The following is a 12,769-nucleotide window of genomic DNA, read 5'->3' on the forward strand; positions in this document are numbered from 1 at the left end:
CGATGTCGATGTCGATGAACGAGGTCGTCGAGGCGCTGCGCGCGTCGATCAAAGACAACGCGCGATTGCGCAGAGACCATCAGCGACTGCTCGAGGCGGCGCACGAGCCGATCGCGGTGGTCGGCATGGCCTGCCGGTATCCCGGAGGCGTGGGCTCACCGGCGCAACTGTGGCAGCTGGTGTCCGACGGCGTCGACGCGGTCGCGGACTTTCCCGCCGACCGGGACTGGAATGTCACGGCCCTCTATGATCCCGATCCAGGGCATCCGGGAACCACCTACTGTCGTTCGGGTGGATTCCTGTCCGGTGCCGGTGATTTCGATGCCGCCTTCTTCGGCATCGGCCGCCGTGAGGCGTTGGCGATGGATCCGCAGCAGCGGTTGTTGCTGGAGGGCGTGTGGGAGGCGTTCGAGGATGCGGGGATCGATCCGACCTCGGTCCGGGGCAGCGATACCGGCGTCTTCGCCGGTGCCATGTATCGCGACTACGAGCTCATCACCCGGACAGTCGATGAACTGAGTGGCTATTGGGGCGTCGGTTCGGCGGGCAGTGTGGTGTCGGGCCGGGTCGCGTACAGCTTCGGTCTGGTGGGCCCCGCGGTGACGGTGGATACCGCGTGTTCGTCGTCGCTGGTGGCGACGCATCTGGCGATGCAGTCGCTGCGGCGCGGCGAGTGCGCCATGGCCATCGCCGCGGGCGTGACGGTTCTCGCGACACCGGGCCTGTTCGTGGAGTTCTCGCAACAGCGGGTCATGTCGCCGGACGGCCGGTGCCGCGCGTTCTCACAGAGCGCCGACGGGTCGGGTTGGTCGGAGGGAATGGGAGTGCTGCTGCTGGAACGACTTTCCGACGCCATACGCAACGATCGCGATATCGTCGCCGTACTGCGCGGTTCGGCGGTGAATCAGGACGGGGCCTCGAACGGTTTGACCGCTCCGAACGGCCCGTCGCAGGAAAGGGTGATCCGCGCGGCACTGGCCGACGCCCGCCTGAGGGCGGACGAGGTGGACGCGGTGGAGGCGCACGGCACCGGAACCCCGCTGGGTGACCCGATCGAGGCACAGGCGCTGATGTCGACCTACGGCGAGGATCGCGCCGGTGCACCGCTGTGGCTGGGTTCGATCAAGTCGAACATCGGTCACAGCCAGGCGGCCGCCGGTGTGGCGGGGGTGATCAAGATGATCATGGCCATGCGGCACGGGGTGCTCCCCGAGACGCTGCACGCGCAGACGCCGACGGACAAGGTCGATTGGTCCGGCGGGGTGTCGTTGCTGACAGCGGCACGGCCGTGGCCGGAGAACGGGCATCCGCGGCGGGCGGGCGTGTCCTCGTTCGGGGTGTCCGGTACCAACGCGCACGTGATCGTGGAGCAGCCACCCGAGCCGACCGCCTGCGCCGACCCGGCGCCGGGAGTGGCGGCGTTCCGCGCGGGGCCCATCGTCTGGGTGCTCTCCGCGAAGTCGGCCACGGCGCTGCCGGAGCAGGCCGGGCGACTGCGCGAACGGGTGCTCGCCGATCCCGGCCTGGACCCGGTCGATATCGGATATTCGCTGGTGGCGACCCGGGCGCGGTTGGAACATCGCGCGGTCGTGGTCGGGATCACCCGGGCGGAACTGTTGGAAGGACTCGAGGCTGTCATCGACGGACGCACGGCTCCCGGCGTCGTCGTCGGACGGGCGGATCGGTCCGGTCGGGTGGGCTTCGTCTTCCCCGGGCAGGGCGGGCAATGGGCTCAGATGGCAGTCGAACTCCTCGACACCGCGCCGGTATTCGCCGAGCGAATCGCCGAATGCGCGGCCGCGCTCGACCCCCATGTCGAGTGGTCGCTGATCGACGTGCTGCGCGGTCGTCCGGACGCGCCCGCCCTGGATCGGGTCGATGTCGTGCAGCCGGTGCTGTTCTCGGTCATGGTGTCGCTGGCGGCGCTGTGGGAATCCTTCGGGGTGCGGCCACACGCGGTGATCGGCCACTCCCAGGGGGAAATCGCCGCGGCGCAGGTGGCCGGTGCGCTCGAGCTCGCGGATGCGGTGCGGCTGGTCGCAGTGCGCAGCAGGCTGATCGGCGAACTCGGGACCACAGGGGGTGCGCTGCTGTCGATCGTGGACTCGGCGGACTCCGTCCGTGCGCTGCTGAGTGAATTCGACGATCTCACGATCTCCGCGGTCAACGGACCGCGAGCGGTCGTCGTCGCCGGGCCCCGCGAATCGCTGGCGCGATTGGAACGCGTGCTGGCGCGTGCCGGAACGATGCGCTGGCTGGTGGACGGCGTCGATTTCGTCGCGCATTCCGCGGCGATGGACGGATTGCGCGAGCCGTTGGCGCCCGCGCTCGCGGCGCTACACCCGGTCGCCGCCCGCGTGCCCTTCTACTCCACGGTGACCGGAAGAGTCCTCCCGACAACCGAACTCGACGGCTCCTACTGGTATCGCAACCTTCGCGAGCCGGTTCTCTTCGAGCCCGCACTGCGTGAACTGCTGGCGGCGGGCAACGACGTGGTGATCGAGGTGGGCCCGCATCCGCTGCTGACCCTCGGTTCCGAGGAGACGGTTTCCGACAGCGGAATTCGCGCCGCCGTCGTAGGCACGCTGCGGCGCGGTGACGGTGGGCCTCGGCGCATGCTGCACGCGCTGGCCGAGGCGTTCGTCGCCGGTGCCGACATCGACTGGCGGGCCGTGTTCGCCGGTCGCGACGCCCGTCGCGTCGCCCTGCCGACCTACGCCTTCGACCACGAGCGATTCTGGGCCGTCGCCGAAACCCTGGGCGACGCGGCGGAACTCGGTCTGGCCCCCAGCGTCCACCCGCTGCTCGCCGGCGCCGTCCGCCCGGGCGGGGGCCCGGGATGGCTGTGGACCGGTGGCTGGTCGTCGGCCCGCCATCCGTGGCTGGCCGACCACGCCGTCTTCGGTGAGGTGGTCGTCTCGGGTACCACGATGCTGGAATTGGCGGCGGCGGCCGGAACCCGGGCCGGGTGCCCGGTGGTCGCCGAGTTGATGCTCGAGGCCCCGCTGATCATTCCGGCGGACACCACCGTCGGCGTCCAGCTGACCGTGGGCGACCCGGACGAGCACGGCAGGCGCGAATTCGCCTTCCACACCACCCTCGACCACAGCGAATGGACCCGGCACGCCGCCGGCGTCCTGAGCCCGGAGGTCGCCTCACCACGGGACGAACACTGGGACACCTGGCCGCCGCCCGGCGCGACCACGATCCCCACCGAGCGATGGTATGAATCGCTCGCCTCCCGCGGCTTCGGTTACGGCCCGGCCTTCCGTGGCCTCCGGGCGGTGTGGCGGCACGGCCGCGACATCTACGCCGAAGTCGTCTCCCCGACGCCGGGCCGAGGCTATGCGATCCACCCGGCCCTGCTCGATGCGGCCTTCCACGCGGCCCTGTGTGTTTCCGAGCCCGACGGCACGGTCGGCGGTCCGGCGGCCGAGGACGGTGTCGTGCTGCCGTTCGTGTGGTCGCAGGTCTGGTTGCGGGCCGACTCCGGTGCCCCGCAGGCATTGCGGGTGCGGCTGCGTCCGACCGGGGTGGATTCGGTGTCGATGGTCGGTGTGGACAGCGCCGGTCGCGTGGTGGTTTCGGTGGGGGAGGTGGTCTCGCGGCCATTGTCGGTGGCGCAGCTGGCCGCGGGCCGGCGCTCGGCGCAGGGGGCGCTGTATGAGGTGCGGTGGGAGACCGCGACGGCGGCGGAGCGTACGGCTCCCGAGTTCGCGGTGGTGGAGACGGGATTCGACCCCGGCGGCCTGACCGGGCTGCCGCGGTATCCGGATCTGGCGGCGCTCGAGGCCGAGGCAGAAGCGGGTGCGCCGCTGCCGGAGGCGGTGGTGGTGGCGATTCCGCCGGTGCGGGGACCGGTGCCGGACGCGGCACGGCAGTCGGTCCTCGACACTCTCGCGATGGTCCACAGATGGCTGGCCTCGCCGTGGTTCTCGAAATCCAGGCTGGTCGTGGTCACCTCAGGTGCGATCGCCGTCGCGAAGGACGAAACGCCGGAACTGTCGACCGCGCCGGTATGGGGTCTGCTGCGCAGCGCCCGGGCCGAACACCCGAACCGTTTCGTACTCGTCGACACCGACACCGACACCGACACCGCCGACACCGACACCGGCACCCGTTCGAAGGGTGAGGTGGGATGGTCGGGCGTGGCGGCGGCGCTGGCGATCGGCGAGCCGCAGGTCGCGATCCGCTCGGGCCGCGTTCACGTTCCGCGGCTGACCAGATGCACCACACCGGCTCCCGCCACCACCGTCTTCGACGCCGAGTCGACGGTGTTGATCACCGGCGGTGCGAGCGGTTTGGCGGCGCTGCTGGCCCGCCACCTGGTGGTCGCGCACGGCGTGCGTTTTCTCGTGCTGGCGAGCCGCAGCGGCGCGGCGGGGGCGGGGGCCGACGTCCTGGCGGCGGAACTGACCGAGCTCGGCGCGCGGGTACGGATCGAGGCTTGTGACGTGGCCGATCCGGCCGCGGTGACGGATCTGATCGCCTCGATCGACCCGACCCATCCGTTGCGTGTCGTCGTTCACGCGGCGGGCGTACTGGCCGATGCCACAATCGAATCGATGACCCCCGACCATGTCGATCGGGTACTGGCGGCCAAGGTGTCCGGCGCGTGGAATCTGCACCGGGCCACCCGAGATCTCGACTTGTCCGGCTTCGTGCTGTTCTCCTCCGCCTCGGGCCTGCTGGGTGGCCCGGGCCAGGCGAACTACGCCGCCGCCAACGTGTTTCTCGACGCGCTGGCCCACTGGCGACGAGGCCGCGATCTACCTGCGGTCTCGATGGCCTGGGGCCTGTGGGCGCAATCGACGTCGATGACCGGCGAGCTCACCGATCTGGACGTCTCCCGGCTGGCCGGAACGGGTCTCGCCGCCATGCCTGCCGATGTGGGCACGGCATTGTTCGACGCGGCACTGTCGTCGCCGAACCCCGTCGTCTCGCCGATGCGGCTGGACATCGCCGCACTGCGGGCGCGCGGCCGGACCGCGGAGCTGCCCGCTCTGCTGCGCGGCCTGGTGCCCGCCACGGCCGGGAAGCCGGACACCGGGGCAGCGGAGGTCCTGCGGAACCGGCTGGCGTCGCTGACGCCCCAGGAACGCGAACGCCACCTGTTGCGGCTGGTGTCGACCGAGGCCGCGGAGGTTCTGCACGCCGATGTGGCGACGATCGACCCGGAAAAGGCCTTCAAGGATGTCGGATTCGACTCCTTGGCCGCCGTGGAACTGCGCAACCGCCTCGCCCACGCCACGGGGCTCACCCTGCAGGCCACCCTGGTCTTCGACCATCCGACTCCGAGCGCCGTGACCAGGCGCCTGCTCCAGCAGCTCACACCCGGCGCAGCGTCCGGATCGACCGCGCATCCCCTCGACCTCGCACTGGACCGGCTGGCGGAGCTGATCCGCTCGGCCACCACCGAGGATCGCGCGCGTGTGGCCGAACGCCTGCGCGCGACCCAGCGCATGCTCGAGGACGAGGCGCGCGAGGAGGGGACCGAGCGCATCAGGTCGGCAACGGCCTCGGAGATCTTCGATCTGATCGACAACGATCTGGGGGTGCGCTGAGCCATGTCCACCGACGCCTCGTCCGACCCGCTGCTCGCCGGAAGACCGGCGGGTGCGGCGAGTTTGACGGCCGTGCTGCGTCGGGCGCACGAGGCGGGCGCCCTAGCGGAGGCGATCCCGGTGCTGCGGGCGGCGGCGGCCACGCGCAGCACCTTCACCTCGGCGGCCGATCTCCCCCGCCCGTCGAAGCCTCTGCTGGTCAGCGAAGGCGCGCTTCCGGTCCTCGTCTGCGTGCCGTCGTTCCTCGCCGGGTCGGGCCCGCACCAGTTCGCGCGGCTGGCCGCCTCGTTCGAGCGGCGCTCGCGCGCGAAGGCGCTCGTCCTTCCCGGATTCGAGCGGGCCGGTGCGGTTCCCGCGGACTGGTTCGCGGCGATCGACGCCCTGACGAGTGCTGCCCGGTCCGCCGCGGACGGTGAACCCCCGGTTCTGGTCGGCTACTCGATCGGTGGAGTGGTCGCACACGCGATGGCGCAGCGCTTGGAAGAGATGGGACGGCCGGTGGCAGGCATCGTCATGATCGACACGGTCGATCCCGGAGCCGAGGCACGTGCGGCGACTTTCACCTGGGCGCTGGGCAGCGTCCTCGATCGGGATGCCGACGGCCGGTTGGTCACCGACGACAATCTCACCGCCATGGGCGCCTACCTCGGAATACTGCAGCAGTGGCACCCCGGTCCGGTCGCCACCCCTGTGCTGATGCTGCGCGCACAGCGCCGCCCCGGCGGTGCGGATCGGCCGATCTGGGACCTCGCGGCGACCACCGTCTCGGTACCCGCCGACCATTTCTCCATCATGGAAGAGGACGCCGTGCACACCGCGCGCGCCATCGAAGGATGGCTACATCGGTAGCGCACCTCAGTTGTGCCACCGCATCGCCGCCGCGGCGGCGAAATCACCGGCGTGCGCGAATCCCGCCATCACCACCAGCGAACCGTCGGCGATCCTGCCCTCTCGGATCGCGATGTCGAGCGTCACCGGAACCGCCGCGCCGTAGAGGTTTCCGCAGCGGTCGAAGGTGTCGAGATGCTGCTCGGGTTCCAGCCCCAATGCCCGGCGCCAATTGCGCAGGAACAGCCGATTGGGTTGATTCGTGACCAGATAGTCGACGGCGCCGAGATCGATGTCGATCTGTTTGCACAGCTCGCCGACCACCTCCGGGACCAGTCTGTTCCCCCGATCGATGATCTCCTTGGACTTCAGTTGATCGAACACGATCTCCAGCTCGCCGCTGCCCGCTGCCCAGTACTTGCGGCCGTCGCCCGTCGCGGGCGACATATCCGGGGCGAAGGCGGGCGTATTCCGGACGTGGACGCCCAGCACGGGGGAACGGCCGTGCGCGGTGACATAGGCGACGCCACAACCGTCTCCGGCTATGGCCGCGCTCTGCTTCCCACTCAGCTCCGGCTGGGCGAACAGCTGGCCCGCCGTGTTCTGAACATTCGCCAGCAGAACGGTTTTCGCCTCGCCACTGCTGATCATCGCGCGAGCGATCTTGAGCATGTACGGAAAGGCGCCGCACCCGCCGTTGTGCAGATCCAGCACCAGCGCCGGATCGCACCCCAGCCGGTAGGCGGCCTCCGCTCCGCATCCGGTGATGCATTCGTCGGGTAGCAGGGTGTTGGTGATCAGCAGGTCGACATTGCCCGCCGGCTCGAGGCCGAGACGTTCGAACATCGGCCGCGCAGCTTCGACGACCATGTCCGCCGCCCGCTGTGTGGGCGCGATCCGGTGCCGCTGGTCGGGCAGCCGGAACAGCGGGCTCTGGGCCATCGGATCGGCCGCCGCGACCGCCGGGTCGACTGTGAGCACCTCCGGCGGGAGGTAGCTGCCGAATGCCGCGATACTCATCGGATGCACGTGGACTTCCTCTCCTACCCGGATTCCCGTATTCGACTATCCCTCAATACCTTCGACTCGCACCAGTTTGCCTGTGTCGCGCGCGCGACCGTATCTTTCCGGAGTATGGATGTGGTCGTGCGACAGCTGATGAAATGTTCCCCCGACGAATATCTCGATTTCGTCATGGACGTCGAGCGCTATGCCGAGGTCGACGACAAGATCACGTCGATTTCCTGGATACGGCGCGAAGGCGATGTCGTTCGCTTCCGATTCCGGCCCGCGCTTCCCGGATTACCGCGGCCGATGCCGAGAATGGTGCTTCAGCTGACGCTGGTGGCCGGGGAGCGCATCGATCTCCGATTGGCGCCGTTACCGATGAACAAGTTCGGCAACCGTGTCATGACCTATACGGGCAGTTTCGTCTGCACGCCCGCCGACGGCGGCACCCTCGTCACGAGCTCGACGACGCTGGAGGTGATTCCCGTCCTGCGATGGCTGATCGAACCGATCCTGCGACGCACTCTGCCCGCGAACTTCCAGGCGGAAATCGAACACGCCAAGTCCTATATCGAAGCCCGTAGCGCCTACAACAGCTGAGCCGCGACGGGGGTCGCGCCACTCCCGCGAGAGGTCAGGCGCCTGCGCAGGGCGGCGAACAGTGCGCGGGCCACGAACACCGGATGCAGGGCGGTGAACATGGAGGCGTTGCGGGTCACCGCTTTGGTCACGCGTGCTCCCACCCACGAGTCCTGCACCGCGGCGGACAGCAGCACTCGCATCAGTATCGACAACTCGGGACGCTTGCTCAGATCGACGATCTGCAGCTGATGCGGCCACAACCGGAAGCGGTGTGTGCGTTGGTACTTCCGCGCCGCCGCGTCGATTCCGCCGACGGTGCCCTCGAGCAGTGGCCGCGTGACCGCGTCGCTGAGCCACTCGGCTGTCTGGAGCGCCCAGCCCAGACCGGCGCCCTCCGCCGGATCGGCCGACATCGCGGCATCGCCGATCAGCGCGACACCGGGCGCGGTGATCCGCGGGCGCGTGATACTCGGGTAGTCGCGGTATCCGATGACCTCGGAAACACGTTCGGCGTTGCTGAGATCCGGGGCATCGGGCAGTCCCGAGTACGCGGCCAGCAGCGCTGCCTCCTTGTCCGCCGCGGCGGCGTACTGCTTCTTGTCGAGCAGACCGGCGAGCACGACCTGCCCGTCGTCCATGGCGCCGATCGAGACGATCTCGGGCATCTTCAGCCAGATGCTCAGCGTCCGGTCCTCGGGGACCTCCACATTGCGGTAGTAGGCGAAGACACAGGAGCGGCAGTTCGCGGATCGATGAGCCCGCAGCCCGGCGAACTCGGCGACCTTCGAATGGCGCCCGTCCGCGCCGATCACCAGCCTCGCGCGCAGTCGCCGATCCGTGCCGTGCACGGACGCCTCGACACCGTCGACGCGTCCGCGTGCGTCCCTGGTCAGGTTGCGTACCCTGGCGCCCAGCAGCAGATCGACCTGCGGCACCTCGGCGGCGGCGTTGCGGGCCAGCGGATCCAGGGTCTCACGGCGGATGTTGTAGCCGTGTGGCGGACGGTCGTTCGTGCGGGGTGCGCGCAGCCAACCCCAGGGGGTCAGATAGGCGTCGTGAGAGGGGACTCCGCCGGCATCCTCGATGAGTTTGTCCAGTCCTGCGCGCCGCATGGTCGGCAACGCGCTCGATCGGATGGACGAGGTGCACAGCCGCTTGTAGGTTTCCGGATTCCGGTGCGCCTCCAGCAGCGCGATCCGCAAGCCCGCGCGGCCCAGCAGAATCGCCGCGGTACATCCTGCGAGACCGGCGCCCACGATTACCACGTCATAGTCGTCGTTCATAGGAACTCTCCCCGAGTGTGGTGGACGGAATGCCGTGTACGGCAGCTGATCCCATCCTCGCATCAGGGAGAGTTCGGCGACAAAGTTCACCGGCCGGGCGAGCAGGCGGATCAATTCCGGCTGCTGTGCCTTTCGATATATGCCTTGGCCTGCCGGATCTCGGTCTCGATATTGCCCGGGAGATTGCGGCGAAGGATGGGATCGATCAGCCAGCGGAGCGCCGGGGTGATTTCGGCCGCCATCGTCCTGGTGACCAGGGTGCCGTTCTCGCCGGGTTCGCAGACGAAACTCGCATTGAACTTCATCAGCCGATGCCACAGCTTGCTGTCCGGCAGCGGCGCGAGTCCGACATCGACTCGTTTGCCCGGTGTGAGGATTCCCTGCGCGATCATCTTCGGCGCCGGGCCGGGAAGTCCGGGCATCGCCGGGCGGAATTTGAATTCGACGCGATTCCCATCACGGCGAACCCAATCGAAGCGTCCGATCTTGTCGTCCACTTCGGCATATCGTTCGACATCCATCGCGAATTCGAGGAATTCTTCGGGAGAGCAAGCCATGGTCTGTTGTGCCCGTGCTTCCACCATGGTGGCGAGTCTAACGCGGATCTTTCCGCGGTCCTACTACTTCGACGGTGATTCACCGCCGGTTCCCGGTACCGAACCCGCGCGGGAACGGCCCGGCCCGTGGGTGGGCGAATCAGCCTGAGACCACCAGATTTCCGACGGCCATCACCGTCGCCCCCGCCCAGGCCAGACGGCGACCGAGCAATCGGCCCAGCAGGGGGTCGCGCTCGAGTGCGCCGAGACGGAACTGGGCCAGCCGGGCGGCGAACACCGGGCACAGTAGCGCTGCGAGCAGCGCCGGCAGCATCCCCGTCACCACGAGTACTCCCACCACGAGGATGTCCGCGACGGCGAGTGCGCCGAGCAGCCTGATGTAGGTGCGCTCCCCGGCGATGGTCGCGATGTTGAGCCTGCCCGCTCCGCGGTCGGTCTCCAGGTCACGCAGGTTGGAGTACATCGACACCATCATCAGCCAGAACGCGAACAGCGCGCCCTCGATCAGGATGCGCCCGGTGATCCCGCCGGTCAGCGCCCAGTACGGAATCAGTACCAGCTCCAGCGTCCACAGCAGGAGCACCATTTCCTGGAAGCCGATGTGGCTGAACTTGATTCCGTAGGAATACTGCAGCGAGACGCATACGCCGGCGACGGCGAGTGCGATCAGCGCGGGGGAGTGATGCGGTGTCATGAACAGACCTGTCAACAGCAGCAGCAGACCGACGGCCACGCACGTCCACGCGAACCGTACCGCCTGTCCGAGCCGAAGCTCCCCGGTGACCAGCGGTTTCCACTTGGCGCGCCGCAGCGCGCTGGGATTGTCCTGGTAGTTCTTCGCGTCGGTGCCGTCCCGGTAGCCGGTGATGTCGTCGAAGGCGATCACCGCGCTGTGCAGCAGGAAGTACCCGACGATGATCAGGGCAAGAGCCGCCCAGGTGCTCGCCTCGCGCGCGGCAGCCGCGGGCAGCAGCGTCGCCACCAACAGATAGCCCAGGTTGTAATCGAGAAAATAGACGTTGGCGAGGTGTCCGTAGGCGCGCACGGACCTCGTCGCCGGGGTCAGCAGATCCACCAAAGCAGCATTCCAATCGTGTCGCCCGTCATCCGCTGTCGCGGTGGGCACCGGCCGTCGGGTCAGATGATCTGGATGCGCTGCATGTGCCGCTCGGTGGAGCCGGTGAAGCGGTTGCGCCCGTGCAGCAGGGCATGGTTCTCCGCGACGACGATGTCACCGGTTCGCCAGGCGTGCTCATAGCAGTAGCGGGGGTCGTGCAGGCGCGAACCGAGCTCCCCCAGCAGGTGGCCCACCATCTCCGAGGAATGCCCTTCGACGCTGAGGAACAACGGGTTTCGGTACCGCGCCGGGTCCAGTGGCTCGGCGTACCGGATCGTTGTCTCGCCCGTCGTGGGATGGGTGGCCAGGACCGGATGGGTCATCGTGCCGCCGTAGTGCGCCAGCCGATCGGTGCGGTAGGTGACCGACGTGCGGGCCCACAGGTCGCGCAGCTCCTCGGGCGCGTCTCGGTACACCCTGGTCGCATCCGAGAACACTGTCTCGCCACCGGCGCCCGGCGCGCACCCACGCACGCACTGGAACAGGAAGTACCGGGGCGCCCGATCCTGCCACGCCCCGTCCCAGTGGAACGGCACGTCCCCGGAGTCGAACAGGTAGTTCTTCGGATCCTCCTGTACGACCAGGTCCAGAATCGTGCCGAACTCCCACTGCACGAGTTGGCCCGCGGCCCGGCAGTATTCCTCGAGCTCGGGCGCGTCGAGCAATTCGTAGCCCCGCAGGACCAGTACCTTGGCCGACAGAGTCGTGGCCAGCAGGCGATCGATGGGCACATCGGCGAGGGTCTGCCCGGCGGCGGGCGCAGTCACAAGCCGCCCGAACGGCGCCAGATCGGCGCCCTCGAGCAGGAGTGGCTGCCGTTGATCGGTCACGAGTGTCCTTTCGACGTGGCGGGCGCGGGGGCGATCGGACTCGACCCGATCGGCTCCGCGAGAACGAAATGGCTGGGCCGGTTGTTGCGCCACACCAGGCGGGCGCCGAGCTTCTCGGCCTGTGCGCGCTTGACCAGCACGTGGCGCAGTCCGTCGTCGAGCACCACGCCGTGCCACGGGGTGAGCCAGCTGTCGGTGGTGCCCAGCAGGTGAAATCCGATCTTGGTGTCGTGGTTGGCCTGGGGGTGGATGGACAGCCGCACCGCGTCGGGGAAGGCTCCCGCGACGACCCGGCTCCACGCCTGGCTGCGTTGGACCACGTAGTAGGCGGTCAGCTTCGCGTCGTTACGGATCTGGGTGGCACTGAGCTCGGGCATCAGCGCCGCATTGTCCTCGGTGACGAACCGGTGGATGCCGTTGAACATCCGACGGGCCGCAGGCGTGGAACGCACCGCGTCGCGGATCTTCTCGACCGGATCGGCGTGCTCGTCGAGCAGCCGGCCGCGACGCTGCTCCCAGCTCAGTCCGGGCATGACATCGGCCAGCGCGTACAGCCCGATCGCGCCGCCGCCGATCGAGCGGATGATCCTGTGCAGTTCGGCGCCGTAGTCGTCGACGTGCTCGTCGCGGATGCCCAGGACGTCACTGAACACGTGCCCGTCCGAGCAGACGGTGACTACCGCGCCCGGTGCGTACACCGCCGAGATCCGCTCGCAGAAGGCCTGGATCGACTCGAGGGCCAGCCGCTCACCCAGGTCCGGCAACCGCCCGAGGGTCTTACGCCGGTTACGCGACTTCGCCGGGAACGCCGGGATGACGAAGTGCACCGGCTCACCGGCCGCGACGTACCGGCAGACCCTGTCGAGGTGGGGAGCGAAGCACTCCGGACACGGCTCGGCCGAGCACGGATCCGACGGTTGGGTGGTGCGGCGACGCCGGAACACGATGCGCAGAATCGCCTCGGCCGGTCGGACATACTCCATAGCATCCTCGCATCGTG

General features: G+C 68.7%; 9 protein-coding genes. 3 read left to right on the forward strand and 6 right to left on the reverse strand.

From position 1 onward, the window contains the following. Positions 1–2 precede the first annotated feature (2 nt). On the forward strand, positions 3–5,564 hold the full coding sequence (locus IU449_RS00325; RefSeq protein WP_228803593.1) for a type I polyketide synthase: 5,562 nt from the start codon (positions 3–5) through the stop codon (positions 5,562–5,564). 3 nt (positions 5,565–5,567) lie between these two features. Then, positions 5,568–6,413: an alpha/beta fold hydrolase gene (locus tag IU449_RS00330; protein WP_194999975.1), complete on the forward strand. Its 846-nt coding sequence runs from the start codon at positions 5,568–5,570 to the stop codon at positions 6,411–6,413. 6 nt (positions 6,414–6,419) lie between these two features. On the opposite strand, the gene IU449_RS00335 is transcribed toward IU449_RS00330, so the two are convergent. Continuing rightward, on the reverse strand, positions 6,420–7,412 hold the full coding sequence (locus tag IU449_RS00335; RefSeq protein ID WP_194999976.1) for a 3-oxoacyl-ACP synthase III family protein: 993 nt from the start codon (positions 7,410–7,412) through the stop codon (positions 6,420–6,422). Positions 7,413–7,415: 3 nt separating this feature from the next. Here IU449_RS00335 and IU449_RS00340 point away from each other — a divergent pair, with 3 nt between their 5' ends. Continuing rightward, positions 7,416–8,000 (forward strand): SRPBCC family protein, encoded by a 585-nt coding sequence (locus IU449_RS00340; RefSeq protein ID WP_194999977.1) that lies wholly within the window; start codon positions 7,416–7,418, stop codon positions 7,998–8,000. Here the strand turns inward: IU449_RS00340 and IU449_RS00345 are convergent. From IU449_RS00345 to IU449_RS00365, 5 genes are all read right to left on the reverse strand, one after another. Beyond that, positions 7,988–9,265 carry an NAD(P)/FAD-dependent oxidoreductase gene (locus tag IU449_RS00345; protein WP_194999978.1) on the reverse strand — a complete coding sequence of 426 codons (1,278 nt, stop codon included), beginning with the start codon at positions 9,263–9,265 and terminating at the stop codon, positions 7,988–7,990. The genes IU449_RS00340 and IU449_RS00345 overlap by 13 nt on opposite strands. Positions 9,266–9,375: 110 nt before the next feature. Next, complete coding sequence (locus IU449_RS00350) at positions 9,376–9,849, reverse strand: SRPBCC family protein (protein ID WP_194999979.1); 474 nt, start codon at positions 9,847–9,849, stop codon at positions 9,376–9,378. 112 nt (positions 9,850–9,961) lie between these two features. Further along, entirely contained in the window at positions 9,962–10,897 is a 936-nt protein-coding gene (locus tag IU449_RS00355; protein WP_194999980.1) for a UbiA family prenyltransferase, read from the reverse strand. Positions 10,898–10,959: 62 nt separating this feature from the next. After that, positions 10,960–11,769 (reverse strand): TauD/TfdA dioxygenase family protein, encoded by an 810-nt coding sequence (locus IU449_RS00360; RefSeq protein ID WP_194999981.1) that lies wholly within the window; start codon positions 11,767–11,769, stop codon positions 10,960–10,962. Then, complete coding sequence (locus tag IU449_RS00365; RefSeq protein WP_194999982.1) at positions 11,766–12,752, reverse strand: L-tyrosine/L-tryptophan isonitrile synthase family protein; 987 nt, start codon at positions 12,750–12,752, stop codon at positions 11,766–11,768. The genes IU449_RS00360 and IU449_RS00365 overlap by 4 nt, the downstream gene beginning before the upstream one ends. Positions 12,753–12,769: the final 17 nt, after the last annotated feature.

Source organism: Nocardia higoensis (genome assembly GCF_015477835.1).
In the GTDB taxonomy this organism is placed as follows: domain Bacteria; phylum Actinomycetota; class Actinomycetes; order Mycobacteriales; family Mycobacteriaceae; genus Nocardia; species Nocardia higoensis_A.